Origin of the sequence: Bradyrhizobium sp. 4 (assembly GCF_023100905.1) — a bacterium.
GTDB lineage: Bacteria > Pseudomonadota > Alphaproteobacteria > Rhizobiales > Xanthobacteraceae > Bradyrhizobium.
Map to the genome: position 1 here is coordinate 6275681 of NZ_CP064686.1, position 18670 is coordinate 6294350.

The 18670-nt window shown below is 63.9% G+C and carries 19 protein-coding genes, 1 tRNA gene and 1 pseudogene; 6 read left to right on the forward strand and 15 right to left on the reverse strand.

The window, feature by feature from the left end:
- Window positions 1-3 precede the first annotated feature (3 nt).
- Window positions 4-3120: a DEAD/DEAH box helicase gene (locus IVB45_RS29940; protein ID WP_247358343.1), complete on the reverse strand. Its 3117-nt coding sequence runs from the start codon at window positions 3118-3120 to the stop codon at window positions 4-6.
- Here IVB45_RS29940 and IVB45_RS29945 point away from each other — a divergent pair.
- The gene (locus IVB45_RS29945; RefSeq protein ID WP_247358342.1) at window positions 3119-3349 is read left to right on the forward strand and encodes a hypothetical protein; all 231 of its coding nucleotides are present in this window, start codon (window positions 3119-3121) and stop codon (window positions 3347-3349) included. The two genes, IVB45_RS29940 and IVB45_RS29945, sit on opposite strands and share 2 nt — an antisense overlap.
- Window positions 3350-3507: 158 nt before the next feature.
- On the opposite strand, the gene IVB45_RS29950 is transcribed toward IVB45_RS29945, so the two are convergent.
- Entirely contained in the window at window positions 3508-3768 is a 261-nt protein-coding gene (locus IVB45_RS29950) for a hypothetical protein (RefSeq protein ID WP_007595982.1), read from the reverse strand.
- A gap of 121 nt (window positions 3769-3889) precedes the next feature.
- On the opposite strand from IVB45_RS29950, the gene IVB45_RS29955 reads away from it, so the two are divergent.
- Window positions 3890-4621, forward strand: a complete 732-nt coding sequence (locus IVB45_RS29955) for a DUF3750 domain-containing protein (RefSeq protein ID WP_247358341.1) — start codon at window positions 3890-3892, stop codon at window positions 4619-4621.
- Between the two features lie 277 nt (window positions 4622-4898).
- On the opposite strand, the gene IVB45_RS29960 is transcribed toward IVB45_RS29955, so the two are convergent.
- The 7 genes from IVB45_RS29960 to IVB45_RS29990 all read right to left on the reverse strand — a co-directional run bounded on the left by IVB45_RS29960 (window position 4899) and on the right by IVB45_RS29990 (window position 10101).
- Complete coding sequence (locus IVB45_RS29960) at window positions 4899-5186, reverse strand: DUF2934 domain-containing protein (protein ID WP_247287712.1); 288 nt, start codon at window positions 5184-5186, stop codon at window positions 4899-4901.
- 280 nt (window positions 5187-5466) lie between these two features.
- On the reverse strand, window positions 5467-5628 hold the full coding sequence (locus IVB45_RS29965) for a DUF2934 domain-containing protein (protein ID WP_247358340.1): 162 nt from the start codon (window positions 5626-5628) through the stop codon (window positions 5467-5469).
- Window positions 5629-5963: 335 nt separating this feature from the next.
- On the reverse strand, window positions 5964-6620 hold the full coding sequence (locus IVB45_RS29970; RefSeq protein ID WP_247358339.1) for a hypothetical protein: 657 nt from the start codon (window positions 6618-6620) through the stop codon (window positions 5964-5966).
- Window positions 6621-6634: 14 nt separating this feature from the next.
- Window positions 6635-7129, reverse strand: coding sequence for a type II 3-dehydroquinate dehydratase (locus tag IVB45_RS29975; RefSeq protein WP_247358338.1), 495 nt, complete (start codon window positions 7127-7129; stop codon window positions 6635-6637).
- 31 nt (window positions 7130-7160) lie between these two features.
- Window positions 7161-8441, reverse strand: a complete 1281-nt coding sequence (locus IVB45_RS29980; RefSeq protein WP_247358337.1) for a TRAP transporter large permease subunit — start codon at window positions 8439-8441, stop codon at window positions 7161-7163.
- Between the two features lie 58 nt (window positions 8442-8499).
- Window positions 8500-9009, reverse strand: a complete 510-nt coding sequence (locus tag IVB45_RS29985) for a TRAP transporter small permease (RefSeq protein ID WP_106942116.1) — start codon at window positions 9007-9009, stop codon at window positions 8500-8502.
- Window positions 9010-9084: 75 nt separating this feature from the next.
- Entirely contained in the window at window positions 9085-10101 is a 1017-nt protein-coding gene (locus IVB45_RS29990) for a TRAP transporter substrate-binding protein (protein ID WP_027570442.1), read from the reverse strand.
- A gap of 230 nt (window positions 10102-10331) precedes the next feature.
- Here IVB45_RS29990 and IVB45_RS29995 point away from each other — a divergent pair, with 230 nt between their 5' ends.
- Both IVB45_RS29995 and IVB45_RS30000 read left to right on the forward strand, forming a co-directional pair.
- Window positions 10332-10991, forward strand: a complete 660-nt coding sequence (locus IVB45_RS29995) for an FCD domain-containing protein (RefSeq protein WP_247358336.1) — start codon at window positions 10332-10334, stop codon at window positions 10989-10991.
- Between the two features lie 33 nt (window positions 10992-11024).
- Window positions 11025-11924, forward strand: a complete 900-nt coding sequence (locus tag IVB45_RS30000; RefSeq protein WP_247358335.1) for an SMP-30/gluconolactonase/LRE family protein — start codon at window positions 11025-11027, stop codon at window positions 11922-11924.
- 48 nt (window positions 11925-11972) lie between these two features.
- Here the strand turns inward: IVB45_RS30000 and IVB45_RS30005 are convergent.
- Window positions 11973-12691 (reverse strand): annotated as a pseudogene (locus IVB45_RS30005) (SDR family NAD(P)-dependent oxidoreductase).
- Between the two features lie 1056 nt (window positions 12692-13747).
- On the opposite strand from IVB45_RS30005, the gene IVB45_RS30010 reads away from it, so the two are divergent.
- Window positions 13748-14677, forward strand: a complete 930-nt coding sequence (locus tag IVB45_RS30010; protein WP_247358334.1) for a Ku protein — start codon at window positions 13748-13750, stop codon at window positions 14675-14677.
- Window positions 14678-14738: 61 nt separating this feature from the next.
- Entirely contained in the window at window positions 14739-15152 is a 414-nt protein-coding gene (locus IVB45_RS30015; RefSeq protein ID WP_247358333.1) for a DUF72 domain-containing protein, read from the forward strand.
- 101 nt (window positions 15153-15253) lie between these two features.
- Here the strand turns inward: IVB45_RS30015 and IVB45_RS30020 are convergent, their stop codons facing one another.
- From IVB45_RS30020 to mnmA, 5 genes are all read right to left on the reverse strand, one after another.
- On the reverse strand, window positions 15254-15523 hold the full coding sequence (locus IVB45_RS30020; protein ID WP_247358332.1) for a hypothetical protein: 270 nt from the start codon (window positions 15521-15523) through the stop codon (window positions 15254-15256).
- A gap of 251 nt (window positions 15524-15774) precedes the next feature.
- Window positions 15775-15851, reverse strand: a tRNA-Met gene (locus IVB45_RS30025).
- A gap of 314 nt (window positions 15852-16165) precedes the next feature.
- A complete protein-coding gene (locus IVB45_RS30030) occupies window positions 16166-16519 on the reverse strand; it encodes a hypothetical protein (protein WP_247358331.1) in 354 nt (117 codons plus the stop codon).
- A 44-nt stretch (window positions 16520-16563) separates the two neighbouring features.
- The gene (locus IVB45_RS30035; protein WP_007614059.1) at window positions 16564-17202 is read right to left on the reverse strand and encodes a class I SAM-dependent methyltransferase; all 639 of its coding nucleotides are present in this window, start codon (window positions 17200-17202) and stop codon (window positions 16564-16566) included.
- Between the two features lie 21 nt (window positions 17203-17223).
- The gene (mnmA, locus tag IVB45_RS30040; RefSeq protein ID WP_247358330.1) at window positions 17224-18405 is read right to left on the reverse strand and encodes a tRNA 2-thiouridine(34) synthase MnmA; all 1182 of its coding nucleotides are present in this window, start codon (window positions 18403-18405) and stop codon (window positions 17224-17226) included.
- Between the last annotated feature and the right edge of the window lie 265 nt (window positions 18406-18670).

The following is an 18670-nucleotide window of genomic DNA, read 5'->3' on the forward strand; positions in this document are numbered from 1 at the left end:
TCCCTAGGCGTCGAGGGGGTCGAGGAATTCCTCGACGCGTTTGAACGGGTCCTGATCACGGCGACCGGCGTAGACGACGCGGTCGCCGTCGCGCTGCAGCAATTGGCCCTCCGACTTCCCCCTGAATTTCCGCAGCCGCCCTGGCAGGAACGTCGCGGCGACGGCCTCGGGCCCGACATCGAGCCTGACGATGCCGCGCCGTTTGCAATCGATCCGGAGCCTGGCGGATGCGAAGAAGTCGCGGGCCTCCGGCGGCAGTCTGCCGAAACGACGCGAGATCTCCTCCTCCAGGTCTTCCAGATCGTCGTCGCTTCGGCACCTGGCAGCGCGGCCATAGATCTCGAGCCGGACCGCTTCCGATTGCACGTAGCCTTCAGGCAGCATGTCGGCCAACGGCATATTGAGATCGGGGACCCACAGATCGGCGCCGGTATCGCTGCCTCGCTCGGACGCCCGCTTCAGCAGATGACTGTAGAGCACGGGTCCGAACACCTGGACGTGGCCGGACTGCTGTTCCGAAAACAGATCGCCGGCGCCCCTGAGGTCGAGGTCGCGCTCGCTGATCGCAAAGCCGGCACCCGGCTTGCTGAACTCCTCCAGCACCGCCAGACGTTTCTCGGACTGCTCCGAGGTCGATTCCGTCAGCAAATGAGCAAACGCGCGCGTGCCGCCGCGTCCCACCCGTCCCCTGAGCTGATGCAACTGTGCAAGCCCGAACTTTTCGGGCCAGCACACCACGATGGTGTTCGCGCGTGGAATATCGAGACCGCTTTCCACGATATTGGTCGCCAGCAGCACATCCGCCTCGCCGTCGACGAAACTCATCATGCGGTCGTCGATCTCGTCCACGGGCAGTCTGCCGTGAAGACAGACGATGCGCAGCTCCGGCGCCACCGATTGCACACGGGCCAGCATCGGCTCCAGATCCTGGATGCGCGGGCAGATCAGGAAGCTCTGACCATGCCGCCTGCGCTCGCGGAGCAGCGCGGCGGCAATGGCAGCGTCCGACAGCGGCGCGATCCTGGTCACGATGGGAAGGCGATGAACCGGCGGCGAGGCAATCACGCTGAGGTCCCTGAAGCCGGCAAGTCCCGCCGCGAGCGTGCGCGGGATCGGCGTGGCGCTCATCCACAGCGAATGAGCCCCCTTGGCGAGGCTTGAAAGCTTCGCCTTCTCCGCCGCCCCGAAATGCTGCTCTTCGTCGATGATGACGAGGCCAAGATCGGCGAACTTCACGTCCTTTGCCGCAAGCGCCTGCGTGCCGACCACGACTTTCAGCGTGCCGCGCCGCAGCCCCTCCTTGGTCTCTCGCGTCTCCGGGCCTGAACTGGCCCGCGAGAGGCTTCCCACCTCGATGCCGAGAGGGCCGAACCGTTTGCGGAAGGTTTCGACATGCTGCCGCGCCAGCACTGTGGTCGGCGCCGCGATCGCCACCTGCTTGCCGGACAGCGCCACGGCGGCCGCCGCCCGCAGCGCGACCTCGGTCTTGCCGAAGCCGACGTCACCGCAGATCACCCTGTCCATGGGATGGCCCGCCGCAAGATCGTCGAGGACGTCTTGAATCGCTTGGCCCTGGTCCACTGTTGTGAAATAGGGGAACCGTGCGACGAATTTTTCGTAAGCCGGCCCCGGCGGCACCAGTTTGGGTGCGCGACGGCGGAGGCGCTGGCTGATGTGTTTGGCGAGCGCCTTGGCGGCGACCTGGATTTCCGCTTCCGCCTCGGTGCGCCGCGCCCACCAGCTGCTGCCGTCCGCCTTGTCCAGCGTCAGCTTGCCGGGCTCGCCGGCATAAGGCCAGATCACGGCAAGATCGGACGGCGGTACGAGCACGGCATTGTCGCCCGCGAATTTGAGCCTGATCATCTCGCGTCGCGATCCCTTGCCCATGTCCAGGGTCTGCAAGCCGTCGAGCACGGCGAGCCCGCGTTGCAGATGGACAATGGCGGCGCCCTTTTCGGGCACGTCGGGATGATCGAACGCCGGGTTCCAGGCGCGCGCCATCGGCTGGGGATGATGGGCCCGGCTGCCGAGCACGTCGGACGCGGTCACGACGACAAGCGGCTTGCGGCCGGCGCCAATGAACCCCGCGTCGAAATCGGCCAGCAGCGCGCCTTCGCGGCTCCGTGCCTTCGTCACCTCGCTCCAATCGGCCAGGCGCTCCGCCTTGATGCCGCTCATGCGTTCCATCGCGCGAAGGTCGTCCTCGACGGCCGCGACGAACAGCAGCCGCGATCCGCCGCGCTGCATATCGGCGACAAAGGCGCGAAGCGCCTTGCGCGGCGAAGCCAGCTTCGAGAACTCCGGCGTCGAGATGAAGGCGGCCTTGCGCGGCAGCACGCTGATGCGCTTCTTCAGCTGCTTCCAGTCCGCCTGCCCCAGATACTCGCGCTCCGCGTCCCTGCGGCCGGCGGCGTCCTCGATCGTGCCCAGCCAGCTCTCGGCGTGGGCCGATACCCCGGCATCCGCGATCCATCGCGCGCGGCTGCAATAATCAGGTAGCGTCGCCCGTTGTCCGCGCGTAGCTCCCAGCGCGATCCGTTCGGACATGGGATCGATGATCAATTCGGCGGTCTCGTAGACGACCTCGTGCTCGATGGGATCGACCGCGACGATCTTGCGGATCGTGTCTCCGGAATGCTCGATCCGGAAGGGAGCGAGCGCGCCGGCGGGAAACACTTCGAACGTCTTGCCATGGAACAGGACGCCGCCCGGATACTCCGCCTCTTCGTCGAGATCGTAGCCGAGAGCTTCCAGCCGCGTCTCCAGCTCGGGCCCGGAATAGGGTGCGCCCACCTTCAGCGTGAGGCTCGACCGCGACCAGCTCGCCGGCAGCGGCAGCCGTTCCATGATCGCTTCCGCGGTCGACACCAGGAAGACGGGTTTCTTTGCCTTGGCGAGACGCCGCAGCACCGAGCTGCGCCGGCCCGCGATCTCGCGGGAGGGCTCGAGGCCGTCGAAGGGCAGCGTGTTCAGGCGCGGAAACACCAGCACGTCGACCGAGGGATCGAGGGCGTGGATTACGCCGCCCAGCCGCTCTGCCCTGCTCTCGTCATCGCAGAGGAAGACGAGGCCGTCGCGGCCGGACTTCTCCCAGTGATCGAGCAGATGCAGCGCCAGCATGCCGAGCGGCGATGAGGAGGCGATCGCGGAACGCGAGGCGCTCTTGTCCGGGCGCTTGCCTGTCGAGCTCGTGCTTTTCGAACTCGTGCTCTTCGAACTCTTGCTTTTCGCGCTCTTGCTTGTCGAGCCTTTGCTTTTCGAGCTCTTGCTTTTTGTCTTTATCGCGCCGGTCGTGGCCCGGGCTTTCCTGGTGGGCGCCAATGTGTATCCAACTTTGTTTCGCAAATAGAGGCGAGCGAGGACGAGCCCTCCCGTCGAGCTCCGTCGATAACGCGCCTCGGGCCTGAGCGCCCAATGACGTCATTACAATTTTGCAATTGCGTTGAAAAGCAGAGACAGGGGTAAAGGCAAGCGGCCTGAACGGGCATAAGGCTAACCGGCAGGCAGCTATTGCAGGACCTTCGGCAGCACCACGACCACGTCCACGCTCTGCGCGAGGATATGCGTTGCGACCACAGCGAGCTGGTGCGAGAACTCGTCCTCGATCTCGGCTGCGCAGTCTTCGTCGCTGGCAATGGCAAACAGCAGATTGCCGTCGATTTCGTCGAACCGGATGCCGGCGAAGAGGCGATCGAAAATCTCGGCGCCCGCGATGTACGCGATTCGCGCCTGGATGGCCTGGTCCTCGACGAGCGACAACTTCCTCATGGACGCAACATATGGCCGCACCACCCGAATGCAAGAGCAGGAGAGCGCTGGCGCCGCGTACCTTGCGAACTATATTGGTGACATCGTCCCGCCTGACCGCCGTTGGCCTTTGAGGAAATCCTTGATTCTGTTCCTGCTGCTGATCTTCCTGCCGATCGGCGTGTCGGCCGGCCGCTATTATTTGCGCGGCGACGGCCGCGGCAATTGGCAGACGGCGGATCGCTCCAGCGCCGGCCTGCTGCCGCCCGCATCCGCCAATCCCGACGCGCTGATCCGCGTGTTCGCCGCGCGCACGGTGCGCTGGCGCAGTATTTTTGCCGTCCACACCTGGATCGTCGTCAAGGAGAAGGGCGCCGCCACTTACAGCCGATACGACTACACGGGCTGGGGCGACCCGATTCGCAGCAACGGCTTTGCCCCCGACGGCCGCTGGTTCGGCGCCCTCCCGGAAACCGTCGTCGCCGTCGACGGCGCGCGGGCCGAAGCGCTAATTCCCAAGATCCGTTCCGTCATCGAGAATTACAAGTTCCGGGCCTATGGCGACTACAGTGCCTGGCCGGGACCGAATTCCAACACCTTCGTGCAGGCCGCGCTGGACGCCGTTCCCGAGCTGCGCGCGGTGCTGCCGCCGACCGCCATCGGCAAGGACTTTCCCTACAGCGGACGCTGGGCCGGCATCACGGCGTCCGGCACCGGGCTCTACGCCTCGCTGTCGGGCTATCTCGGCATGACCATCGGCTGGGTCGAAGGGGTAGAGATCAATTTCCTCGGCGCGGTGCTCGGCCTCGACATCCGCCGCCCCGCGCTGAAGCTTCCAGGCATCGGCCGCCTGGGTGTCGCGGCCGGCGCGTAAAGCATGACGGAGCAGTCCCATCAAAGTCGGTGCCCTCGCAAGCTTCCCGATATCACCCTTTCAATGTGTGCTTCAGGTCACAGCAGAATCGAGCGCCTCGGCCTAGAATGATCTTGCATGGCCGCAAACAAGGTAACGGCGGTACGCACCAGGCTGGAGAGGCGACCAACAGCTACGAACTTTTGAGGCCGCCCGGGTGAAGAACTCGGCGGCTTTTTCTCTGTCCGCGGAACGCGCGGCCGAAGCTTGTGTGCTGCCGGTGTGGCTACCGGAACTTCTATCGTTTGTCTGAGGGATCCGAGAGCCTCCGCTGATCGCGCTCTTCTTCGATCTGCCGTTCGGCCTCGAGCCAAAACTCCACGTCCCGATCGACCGGGCGACCGGCCTGCTCCCAGAGTTCGTACGCGCGCGCTCGTACCTTGCCGCGCCGCATCATGCGAAGCAGCTTTTGCTTAAGCTCCTCGGCGAAGTTCTTGAATCGCTGGACGGTGGTTTCGTCTTTGACGAGCGCAGCCGCTCGCGTTGCGAGTTCGATCTGGTGCTCTATCTTTTGCCGCTCGTCCACCGCAAACCCCGCCGAAGCCACGGGCCTGCGTCGCAGCCCGTGCTGCTCACAACCTCAATTCCGGCTGGAAGGCTCTGTTCCGCCTTCAATGCCAGGTCTTAGTGCCACGTCGTGTCCGCTTCGACGATCACTGCTCTTGTTTCGGGATCTTCGGTCACATTACAGGTGCAGGGCATGCCCTCACCGCAGCGGCAGCCGCCCAATTCCTCGCTCCAGGCGCGGAGCGGATGGTTTTCGCAGACCCATCCCAGACCGTGGCAGAATGGGCATCTCTTGTCGGTCACAGCGTATCCGGCGTCCGCATTGGGTTCGACTTGTCCTCGTTGCGCAACTCCTGCTCGGCCGCGTGCCAGAACTCTTCCTCGCGGCCTTCCGGCTTGCCAGCTCGCTCCCAAAGCCAGTGCGCACGTTCTCTGATGTCGTGATCGGTCGGCTCAGGCATTGCATCTCCTGCGAAGAGACACGGCCCCACCCTGGGGGGTATGGGGGCTTGGAGGCGGGGCCGTGCAGGCCAGCAAATCGGCGGCGACGCTGGCCCGCTGAGTCAAGCCTCGATGGTGCGCAAGAGTTCCTAGTTCGGAGCGGCGATCACGCGAGCTCGAACGAAGCCGCCGTCGCCGCCTTTTGCGGACCCCGCGATGAAGCGGTGCACTCCCGACGCGGCGCGTTCCGCGGGTATCGGGATGCCACGTCAGCCAGCAATTCAAACCAATCTGGCGTCGAGCAGCAGGCAGCGCAAGCTCGAGCAGGTCAGCGCGGCGAGCGAGAACGTTGTCGTCAACCGAAATCCGCGATGCGGGCGTCGAGCGCAAACATGCTTTGATAAACTTCCGGCTCGCTCGCCCCGGCCATGACGTCGGGCGCAAGCTCGCTTGCCCGCTGCAAGGCAGCCTGCAACGAGGCGACGTCGAGCGCCTCGACCAGCAAAAGCCCCGCGAAGAAGCCCTCGTTCTTCCGCATGCCCTTTTCGGTCGTCCGCACCGACGTCCGCGCCTCGTCAGTCGCGCCGATCTGCACGGCGGCAACCCCGTCGCACGCAACGAGCGCCTGAGCCAGACCCTGGAGATCTTTCGGCAACGTCTCTATCCGGAGCGCCACGATTGATGCGCCTTCGCCCCGCCCTTTCCGCGCGCTCATGACACCGCCGCCCCGCATGAAATTGCCGAGCTTCGGCATGATGCGCTGTGACCACGGCGTCGGTGCGTTGAGGCGCGCCAGATAGGCCTCGCCGTCGAGGACCTCCGGCGTCTCCAGCTCATACAGAATGAAGAAGCGGTCGATGTCGTCCCTTGCCGCGCGGAAGACACGCGATGCCAGGAAGCCCTTCGTCGTCACGCGCTCGGTCGTGTGCTCACGCGTCAGCCAGTGCCGGTAGTCGGTCAGGTCGTGAGCCTCGACGTCGCTCCAGATGGCAAGAAATCCCGTGCCGCGCATTGCGCCCTCCATGCTTACGCCTTGCCGCCGGCCGCAAGCCCGTGCAGAGCCGGTGCGATGGTCTCAGGCAATTGCCCCAACCGTTGGACGACCGCGAGCATCGCGGCGAGATAGCCATATGGACCGAGACCGCAAATGACCGCCGTGCAGGCACTCGACGTGATCGAATGGCGGTGCAGCTCGTCCCGCGCGTGGATGTTCGAGATATGCACCTCGATCTTCACACCCTCGAAAATCTTCAGCGCATCGATCAGCGCGATCGAGGTGAATGAATAGGCCGCGGGATTCATGATGATGGCGTCCGCGTTGCCATGGGCGGACTGGATCAGGCTGACGAGCTCGCCCTCCATGTTCGTTTGATGGAACGACATCGAGACTCCGAGCTGATCGGCCAGCGCCTTGCAGCTCGCCTCGATCTCATCGAGCGTCGTCGAGCCGTAGATGTGAGGCTCGCGGATACCGAGGAAATTGAGATTGGGTCCGTTGAGGATCATGATCCTTGCGGCCATTTTCGTTTGTCCTTCTTTTGTGCCGACGCGTCTAGCCGGCAAACCATTTGGCCGGGATCGTCACCAGTCCCGGGAATAGCACCATCGCGAACAGGACGATCAGTTGCGCGATCATGAAGGGCCAGACGCCCTTGATGATATCCTCCATGCTGATCCTGGAGACGCCGCAGACGACATTGAGCACGATGCCCACCGGTGGCGTGATCAGGCCGATCGCATTGTTGATGATGAAGAGCACGCCGAAATAGACGGGGTCGATGCCCGCCGCCTTGACGATCGGCATCAGGATCGGCGTGAGAATGAGGATCGTCGGTGTCATGTCGAGCGCCGTCCCCACAATGACAACCACAACCATGATCGCGAGCATCAGCAGCGTGTTGTTGCCCATGAAGGGCTTCAGCAGGGTTACGACCTGCGCGGATATCTCGGACACGGTGATGAGCCAGGACGATACCAGCGCCGCAGCGACCAGGAACATGACGATGCTCGTCGTCACGGCAGAGGAGACGAAGATCGCGTAGAGCTGCGACAGTTTCAGCTCGCGGTAGACGCAGGTCGCGACGAACAGCGAATAGACGGCGACGACCACTGCGGCTTCCGTCGGCGTGAAGATGCCGAAGCGCAGGCCGACCACGATGATGACCGGCAGCATCAACGCCCAGAAGCCGTCGACGACGGCCTTGACGATCTCCGACCACGAGGCCCGTGGCGGCGGCGTCAGGTTCTCTTTCCGCACCACCCACGCCCAGGCCATACAGAGCCCTGCGCCGAGCAGCAGTCCGGGCACGATGCCAGCCAAAAACAGTTTCGAGATCGAGACGCCCGCGGCGACGCCGAAGATGACGAAGCCGATGCTGGGCGGGATGACGGGAGCAATGATGCCGCCCGCCGCCACGAGGCCCGCTGCATAGGACTTCTTGTGCCCCGCCGCCACCATCATGGGCACCAGAAGGGACGCGAGCGCCGCTGCATCGGCAGCCGCCGAGCCGGACAGCGACGCGAGGATGCAGGAGGCAAGGATCGTGACATAGCCGAGCCCGCCACGGAAATGCCCGACCGCGACCAGCGCGACATTCACGATACGCTTGGCCAGCCCTCCCTTGTTCATGATCTCGCCCGCGAGCATGAAGAAGGGAATCGCCATCAGCGGAAAGCTGTCGGCGCCGTTGATGACATTCTGCGCCACGATCTGGGCGTCGAACATGTCGATCGTGCTCATCAGGGCCACGCCGCAGACGAGCAACGCAAAGGCGATCGGCATGCCCAGCGCCATGGCGCCCAGCAGCGAGAAGGTGAAGACGGCGATCGTCATGACGCGATCCCGGTGGACTGCTGGATGTGGACGCCGCCTGGCACGGTTCGATAAGACATCAGTGCTCTTCCGATTCCTTGACGGCCACCATGTCGGATTCGCTCGCCTGTCCAGTGAGCACGCGGACGAGGTCGTAGAGAAGGATCACTGCGGCCGACGCGCCGAAAATCACGCCGACCGCGTAAAAGATGGCCATCGAGAGACCGGTCGCCGGCGCGCGATCGTCAATGTTGATGATGGTCTGGCGCCAGCTTCCCGACAGCAGCAGCCAGTCGGCAAACAGCATCAGGCAATAGTTGATAACGAAGCATATGCGCTTGCCAGAGGCCGGCAGCATCCGGACGAGGCTGTCGACGCCGAGATGGGCGTGCTCGCGAAGCGCGACGATTGCGCCCAGGAAGGTCAACCAGACCAGCAGCCAGCGCGACAACTCTTCGGAAATCGTGATTCCGGAGTTGAAGCCGTAGCGCAGGACGACATTGCCGAAGACCAGGACCACCATCACCGCGAGGCACGCGGCAATGACGGCCTTCAGGAACGTGCAATAGAGGTCGAGAACTCGCGCCATGCGTGACGTCCGGACAAATGAGGGGCGGAGCCGACCACTGGCCGACTCCGACGCCTGCGTGACAGCAGAAGTCGACTACTTCACGTCCTTGCGGATGCGCTCGACCTCTTCGTTGAAGAGCTTCACCGTCTCGGGACGAAGGCTGGCCGACGTCTTGTCCGCGACCGGCTGCGCTGCCTTCCGCATGCGCTCCGTTTCTTCAGGAGCGATCGCGTTGTACTGCATGCCCTTGGCCTGCAGCTCCGCCAGAGCCTTGTCGGTCTGGAGGCGGGTCTGCTCCTTCTGATAGCCGCGGCTTTCTTCATAGGCTTCGCGCATCAGGCCCTGCTCGGTTGGCGACAGCTTGTCCCAGAAGATCTTACTCACCAGGATGATGTTCAGGGTGAAAGTGTGATTGGTGGCGGAAACGTACTTCTGCACTTCATAGAACTTGTTCGAGAGAATGACCGTGTAGGGATTCTCCTGGCCGTCGACGGTGCGGGTCTCGAGCGCCGAATACAGCTCACCGAAAGCCATCGGGACCGGATTTGCCTTAAAGGCACTGAAGCTTTCGAGATAGACCGGATTCGGAATCACACGAAGCTTGAGGCCGCTGAAGTCCTCGAGCTTGGTGATCGGACGGGTGCTGTTCGTGACGTTGCGGAAGCCCAGGCCCCAATATCCGAGGCCAATAAGCCCCTTCGACGGCAGCGTATCCATCATCGCCTTGCCGAATTTTCCGGTCGCGAGAGCATCGGCCTGCTCGGTCGTGTTGAACAGGAACGGGAAATCGATCAGACCGAATTCCGGAACGACGGTGGCAAGTGATGTCGTCGAGGCCGAGAGCATCTCCTGGGTGCCGCCGCGCAGCGCGGATTGCTGCTGCAACTCGTTGCCGAGCTGTGAGGCCGCGAACTCGCGGACCTTCATCTTGCCCCCGCTCTTCGCCAGCAGGATCTCGGCGAATTTCTGCACGCCAAAGCTGACGGGGTGATCGGTGTTGTTCAGGTGTCCCCACCTGATCGTGCGCTCCTGAACGTCCTGAGCGGATGCGCCGACCGTCAGCGCCACGCAGATCGCCGTCGCAGACAGCGCCCGTACCAGCAAGCTCATCGTTTTCCTCCCTGTTCGAACGGGCGCGAACGGCGGCTTAAGCCATCATTTTTCGCACCCTCAGTCCATTTAGACATCACACATGTATTTCTATGTCAAATGATGATATCTAATTCATATGATGATTTATCGTACGTCCGACATTTGAAATCTGCTATATTGCTGGCAACACTGATGGTTCCGCCGCCTCCGAAGTGGCTGACCGATCGCGACAGGTGGGATCAGAAGGCATGACGTCACTCGAGGAACGGCCCCTGTCGGCGGGCGACAGTGGCTATCAGCGCATCCGGGCCGACATCATTTTCGGAGTGCTCACGCCATCCGGACGCCTCAAGCTCGATGCCATGAAGGAAGATTACGGCCTCAGCGTCAGCACACTGCGCGAGATCCTCAATCGTCTGACCTCCGAGGGTTTTGTGGTCGCCGAGGGCCAGCGCGGCTTCGAGGTGGCGCCGATCTCCATCCAGAACCTGCGTGAGCTCGCCGGTCTGCGCATCCTGCTGGAGCATCATGCGATGGCCGAGTCGTTCCGCGCCGGCGACGTGGAGTGGGAAGGCCGCGTGGTGTCGGCGCATCACAAGCTGGCGGCGACCGAACGGACCGTCCTCAAGGAGGGCGACGATCCCGAGCTGCGCAAACGCTACGACGGCGAATTCCACCAGGCGCTGATCTCGAGCTGCGGTTCGCGCGAGCTGATGCAGACCCACGCGATCGTGTTCGACAAATATTTCCGCTATGCGCTGCGCTACCGTGGCGCGGAGACGATCAACCAGCACAAGGCGCTGCTGGAATGTGCGCTCAAGCGCGACATCAAGAGCGCCAAAGCCGTGCTCACCGAGCACATCAACGGTTGCGTCGCGCACGCCCTCGCCTCCTGGAACGAGGACTGATCGCCCGGCTCGCGGCTGGAATCGGATATCGGGATGACCACCGACAAGATCCCCGCACATCGGGTCGAGACCGCGGTCGCCGCCGGCGATGTCCTCGGCGAGACGCCGTTGTGGTGCGACCGATCCCGCAAGCTGTGGTGGGTCGACGTCGACCGGCGGCTGCATCAATCGTTCGATCCGGCGACAGGCGCTCATCAGGTTGTTCCGTACGCATGCAACTTCCTCGGCAGTCAGGCTCTGACGGCGGATGGCTCCCACCTGCTCGCGCAGGATCTGGGACTTTATCGCCGCGCGTCCAATGACGGTCCTCCAGCTCAGCTCTGCGAGGTCGAAAGCGGCCCCGACAACCGCCTGAACGACGGGCGCGTCGATGCGCGGGGCCGGCTATGGATCGGCACCATGGACAACCAGCTGCATCGACCGAACGGGGCGCTGTATCGCGTGGACGCCGACGGCCGGACAGCGCGCATGTTCGGCGATGTCATCGTGACGAACGGCATCGCGTTCTCACCCGACAATCGCACGCTCTATTTCACCGATACGAGGCGATACCAAACCTGGCAGTTCGACTTCGACCTCGATGACGGCGTGATTGGCAACAGACGGCTGTTCGCGGATTACAGCGCCTCCGGCGAGAGGCCCGACGGCGCGTGTGTCGACGTCGCCGGCGGACTGTGGACCGCATTCTTCTCCAGCGGTCGGGTGATACGCTATCGGCCGGACGGCCGGATCGACACCGTCATTCCGGTGCCGGCGATCAATCCGACCTGCGTGTGCTTCGGCGGAACCGATCTGAAGACCTTGTTCGTGACGACGGCCAGAAAGTTTCTGGATCGCGAGCAATTGAGCCGCGAACCCCAAGCGGGTCACGTTCTGGCCATTCATGGCATCGCACAGGGGCTTCCAGAACACCACTTCGGCAATTCATCCTGAACCCTTTTCATTCTGAACCCTTGCACGGGCCATCGTGAACCGGCTCCGCTACCATTTCTCGCCGAAGGGGCGAATCTCCAGCTCGAAGGTCCAGGCACTCTTGGGTTGCTGATAGAGCATCCAATAGGATTCGGCGACCGATGACGGCGGCATCAGGAGGTCGGGATTTATCCAGCGCGTTCGGACCGAGCGGCTCGATCCGCCGTTGCCGGACCCATTCCGTGTCGACGCTGGAATCGATGATCAGATGCGCCACGTGAATGTTCTTCGGGCCCAATTCGCGCGCCGCCGCTTGCGCGACCGCCCGCAGGCCGAACTTGGCGCTGGCAAAGGCTGCATAGCCGCTTCCGCCGCGCAGGCTCGCCGTCGCACCGGTGAAGAAGATGTTGCCCTGGCCACGGGGCAGCATCAGGCGCGCGGCCGACGAGGAAGTCGGAATAGCAAGCCATCTCCCAGACCTTGCGGAACACCCGTTCGGTGGTGTCGAGAATCGGAAAGTTGACGTTGGCGCCGACGTTGAAGATGCAAACCTCGAGCGGCGCGTGCTTGTCGGAATCGCCGAGAAACGAGATGATCTGGTCCTCCTTGCGCGCATCGAGCGCGCGCGCGTGAATTTCGCCGCCGGCCTGCTCGATCTCCTTGACGAGCGGTTCGAGCTTGGCGCCGTCGCGGCGTCCCGCGAACACCGTAAAACCCTCGGAGGCGAACTTCTTTGCAATCTCAGGTTCATACCCACCCCGGCCCCGGAGCTCGACGCAACTCGCCATCGGCGGCGCCGGAGAAGCCGACGGCAAAACAGAGGCAAAGATGAAGGCGAAGGCCCCGCCGCGGGGCCGCCTGAGATGGCCGCGTAGCGCGAGCGCCGTTCGACGTATCCCGGAAATGATGCGACTGATCTTTCAACAGCGGACATGAGTTCTCGTTCTCGCGGCGCGTTTCGCCCGAGCTTTGCCTGGTCATTCCACCCTCTAAACCAAGAGGGCACAGGAAGGCCGGGTGCCGGCTGGCACCCGCGGTCCGCTGCGCGAAGATGTAGCGCAAAAGAACCGCACAGCAGCATACAGGTGTAGCCAATCACTCGGCCTTCCCTGCGCGATGGTTGGACGGCTTATGCCGTGCTCTCCCGGGAGCCGAACTTTCCTTTTGGCCTCCCTCGCCTCGCGAATTTGGATGATGCTGTCCGCCCGGTTGGGCTCGCACACACCTCCGCGACAGCTTGACCGTAGCAACGACGGCCAGGACCACAGGGTTTTGCCGTACGCACGGCCCGCCATTTCGCCGCAGTTTTCCCGGCCCAGTCGACGGAGCCGGAAACTTACAGACGAGACGAAGCCTAGCAGCGCCGCTCCGCACGCGGTTGCGGGCTCACAGGGACTACCCGCCCTGCCCGCACCATCTCGTGCCGACGCTGCCGCGTCCATCGCAAGCCCGGCTCGCAATCAAGCCGACAACGAGATCGCCCCTCAAGGATGAGCCGGGATGAGCGACACATGCGCCCTTTCGAATTTCGGCAAAGTGGAATATTTTTGCGGGGAGGGGTTGACGGGGATGGCGGGTGTTTTGCCCGACGGGCTGGGTTGCCGCTCCCCTTAGAGCAACGGATTGGCTGATCCACAAAGGTCTAATGACCGAGGATCTGCCATGGGTTGGGTCACCGCTGTATGTTCTTATTTTGTCCGTATGAGTCATGACCGCCCGCCATATATTCAGGCCGCTTGACCGGGACGTGGCATCAATTTGCAGTGGACACCTGCGGTTGATGTCGGAACTGCGGCCCGCCGTTCGTCTTGAGTCCAAGTCCCCGCAATGGAGTGTTGCGTACCATGGCCCCCCGCGCGAACTGGAAAGGCTTTTTGCGTCTCTCGTTGGTCACCTGTCCCGTGGCGCTCTACCCAGCTACGTCGGAGAGCGAGAAGATCTCCTTCAACCAGCTCAACCGTCAGACCGGTCATCGGATCAAGTACCTGAAAGTCGACGCCGAGACCGGCGACGAGGTGCCCAACGAGGACATTGTCAAGGGCTACCAGCTCGAGAAGGACCAGTTCATCGAGGTGACCAAGGAGGAGCTTGAGGAGATCGCGCTGGAATCCACGCGGACCATCGAGATCGACGAGTTCGTAGACAAGGCCGACATCGATCCGCGCTACCTAATTCGCCCCTACTACATCCGTCCGGACGGAAAAGTCGGCCACGACGCCTTCGCGGTCATCCGCGAGACCATCCGCGAGATGAACAAGGTTGCGATCGGGCGCGTGGTGCTCACCAACCGAGAGCACATCATTGCGCTCGAGCCGATGGACAAGGGTCTGGTCGGCACCTTGCTGCGGTATCCCTACGAGGTTCGTAGCGAGCAAGAATACTTCGACGAGATCCAGGACGTCAAAGTGACGAAGGACATGCTCGATCTGGCCAGGCACATCGTGAACCAGAAGGCTGGATCATTCGAGCCGGAGAAGTTCGAGGACCATTATGAAAGCGCGCTGATCGAGCTCATCAACCAGAAGCGCGCCGGCAAGCCGATCGTGCCGAAGGATCGGCCGAAAGGCGAGAACGTCGTCGATCTGATGGACGCGCTACGCAAGAGCGTCGGCGGGGCAGCAGCAAAGACCGAGGCTCCGAAAAAGCCTGCCAAAAAGTCGAAGAAGGCTGCCGCGGCTCAGAAGGAGATGCTGATGCCGATCGCCGGTAAGAAGCTGGCTAAGGAAGCGACGGCGAAGAAGCCGACAGCAGGGACGCGGCGGAAGTCGGCGTGAGATTGTGAAACATCCGGTGATGTCCGATGGCAGTTACGGACTGACATGGAAGAGGCCGCGCATGTCAAGGCTGAGCTGCGGCTCGGCACAGCGCAAAATGTTCGTTGAGTCCGATGCGGAGTTCCTGTTCCGCGCACTGCAGGAAAGGACCTCAGCCGCTCTCGCTTGCGAGCCGCGTCACGTCAGCTGGTTTACGTCCGAGGTCGGCGCCTGGCTCAAGGAACGTCGGATTGCCCGCGTCGCCGCGGATCCGGCGCGGGTGCCCGATGCCGACCTGCCGGGCGGGTGGCCGGGCTTGCGCTATTTTCGACTGCATGGAGCGCCGCGCATTTACTACTCCGCTTACGACGGGGCGTTCCTGCGATCGCTGAAGGTGCGGCTCGGTGCTGCGTCGTCACCTAGTGAGACTTGGTGCATCTTCGACAACACCGCCGCCGGCGCAGCGATCGAGAACGCACTAGACTTGCTCGCTTGAAGGGCCTTTTAGCAAGCCCGCTCATATCCCTCACGTCCTCCACCCTTGTCGAAGGCCTTGAGGCTCGCGCGCGATCCGAGCGGCGCGATAGCGCAGGGGACCTAATCGGGACGTGGCGGGCACTCCGGGCACGTATCGCCGATCGAATGCAAAACCTCGCGCACTTGCCCGACGGCCTGATCCGGAGACAAGCCCTCGGGTGGCTCATGCCTGGCTATATCCAATGCGTGCTCGCGCGCATGCGGGTCGGCCCCGTCCTTCGCCCAGCCGTGCTCCTCGCATTCGTGGATGGCGCCCGCTTCCTGCAGCACGCTGAGCGCCCATCCGCGCAGCGTTCGGATCGCCGGTCGTCTTTCCTTCGTCATCAGCATCGAGCTTGCTCCTGCCGGAACGAATCCTCGGCCCGTCTTATCGTTCCGGCGGTTAGCACGCAGCAGGGATTCGTAGTCGGCAGAGCTGAGGTTTGTCCCCTTGTTCCGCGGCTCTGTGCACAAGCCGACTGCCGGCGCCGGCATGAGGCGCGCCCAGTGCTTCTGCAGGGTCGCGAATGGAGCCTAGAGCTCTCTCAAGGTGGCAGGCCGGACACGACGGCTCCCGAGCCTTGGATATCGCGTTGATTTTTTGGTAGCGGGAGAGGGACTCGAACCCCCGACCCCAGGATTATGATTCCCGTGCTCTAACCAGCTGAGCTACCCCGCCACAGGGTCGCGAGGGCCGAACAAGGCCATCTCGCGAACGCGCGGCATATAAGGAAGGGGGCGACGGGCTGTCAATCCGAGTTTGCTTCCGCTTTGGCTAAAGCTTCCGCCTGCGCCAAGGCTTCCGCCTTCGCTAAAGCTTCGGCGGGACATGTCGGCGGGGATTTGGGCCTTTTGGCGCTGAATCCGTCATGGCCGGGCTTGTCCCGGCCATCCACGGCCGTCGCGCGGCCACAAGAACGTGGATGCCCGGGACGAGCCCGGGCATGGGGATGCGGAACAGGCTCCGCCTACGCCAAGGCTTCGGCGCGACAGCTATTTCGGCCGTACCGTCGGGTCGCCGCCGGGACTGCCGGGGGGCGGGATGACGGGCATGGCGCCGTTCGTGCTGGGCGCCGGGGCGTGCATCTCGGGATCGACGCCGGAGGGCGGGCAGAGCACGCCATCCGATTTGGCCAATTTGTCGCCGAGCGGTTCCCGGGACTGGCCGGTGGTGCCGTCGGCTGAGCGGTTCGGCCGGTCCTGCGGCGTGCAACCGGTGGCGTGCTGCGGGGATGGCGGCGCGGTTTGTTGCGGCGGCGTCGCCGGGGCGGGCGGGGCCTGCGCGATCGCGCTGCCGGAGGCGGCGATCAGGAGGCTGGCCAGAATGATGTTTGATGTGGTGCGCATGGGAGGGAAACGCGCGGGTCAGCCCGCGTGTTCCGCGCCCCCGATCACGATTTGAGGTAGCGGATCAGCGAAAAGTGCCCCATCGGCGGCATCGGGCGGCGCTCAGCCAGGGTGACGCCGCCGTGTTTTGCGGCCCAGTCGACCAGGCGGGCCCACGGAAACTCCGGGCGCCAGCCGAGGCGGCGGGCCAAGGGCGCAAACGCCAGCTCGGACAGTTTGCGCAAACCCTTTTCGGCGCCGATGTGGTTGACCAGGATCAGCTCGCCGCCGGGCTTCAAGACGCGCACGAACTCGTCGAGCGTGCCTTCGGGATCGGGCACCGCCGTGATGACGTATTGTGCGACCACCGCGTCGAAGAAGTTTTCGGGGAAGGCGAGGTTTTTCGCGTCCATCACCGAGAGCACCTCGACATTGGACAGCCGCAAGCTCCGCACGCGCGATTGCGCCTTGCGCAGCATCGGCTCGGAGATGTCGACGCCGCAGATCTTGGTGGTGCGCGCATAGTCGGAGAGCGAAAGCCCGGTGCCGACGCCGACGTCGAGGATGCGGCCGCCGATGCGGTCGGCCTCGGCGATGGTCGACTGCCTTCCGGCGTCGAACACCTTGCCGAACACGAGATCATAGACCGGCGCCCAGCGGCCATAGGCCTTCTCGACCCCGGCCCGCGAGATGTCTGCTGCCATGCCCCTGCCCTATATATTTTTTTAGCCGCGGACCGCTTCTGCGAGCGGCCTCGTCGTGCTGCTTGCGGCCTTCGCGGCGGCGCTTTGAATGAAGCCGCCGCCGAGCACGCTGGCCTGACCACTGGCTGCGTCGTAAAACACGCAGGCCTGTCCCGGCGAAACGCCCTCTTCGCCGGCGACGAGCTCGACCTCGTAATGGCCGTTCGCGCCGCGCAGCCACGCCGGCTGGGGCGCGCGGGTCGAACGCACGCGCACGAACATTTCGAGGCCATTGCCGATGGCGCGGTCGATGTCGCCATCGCCGATCCAGTTGACGTCGCGCAACACGATGCGGTGCATCTTCAGCGCCTCGCGCGGGCCGACGACGACGCGGCGGTTGGCGGCCTCCAGCCGCACCACGAACAGCGGCGCGGCGGCTGCGATGCCGAGGCCGCGGCGCTGGCCGATGGTGAAATTGGCGATGCCGTTGTGCCGGCCGAGCACGCGGCCGTCGAGATCGACGATGTCGCCGGGGTCCATCGCGTTCGGCCGCAGGCGGGTGATGATGTCGGTGTAGCGGCCGGTGGGCACGAAGCAGATGTCCTGGCTGTCGTGCTTGTCGGCGACGGCAAGACCGAAGCGCCGCGCCAGCTCGCGCGTCTCGGGCTTGGTCATGTCGCCGAGCGGAAAGCGCAGATAATCGAGCTGCTCCTGCGTGGTCGCGAACAGGAAGTAGCTCTGGTCGCGCTCGGCGTCGGCGGAACACACCAGCGCGCGCGAGCCGTCGGCGCGGCGGCGCGAGGCGACGTAATGGCCGGTGGCGAGCGCGGTGGCGCCGAGTTCACGCGCGGTCTTCAAGAGGTCGCGAAACTTGACCGAGCGATTGCACTCGATGCAGGGCACCGGCGTCTCGCCGAGCGCGTAGCTGTCGGCGAAATTGTCGATGACGGACTCGCGAAAGCGGTCCTCGTAGTCGAGCACGTAATGGGGAATGCCGAGCTTGGCCGCGACGTCGCGGGCGTCGTGGATGTCCTGGCCGGCGCAGCAGGCGCCCTTGCGATGGGTGGCCGCACCGTGGTCGTAGAGCTGCAGCGTGATGCCGACGACGTCGTAGCCCTCCGCCTTCAAGAGCGCAGCCGTCGTCGATGAATCGACGCCGCCCGACATGGCAACGACGACCCTGGTATCCTCAGGACGGCCTTCGAGATCCAGACTGTTGAGCATGGGCCTTAAAGCGTTGTGGACGGCGGCGTTGGGCGATCCGCTGGGTGCATCCGGCGGGACAACGGCGACCCTGGGAACTGAGAGTTCCCGAATGGCGCGGCCTGCCCGGTCGGAAGCGGCTGAGAGCTGTCTCTTTAATATAGGCGGCCTTCCGGTGAAGCAATCACGGACCCCGCATGGTTTACGGCAATTCTTGCCGGGGAGGCAGAAATGGCGGGGCTTCGAGAGGCCTCGCGGCGGGAGCGCAAATTCGTCAAGCTATTGA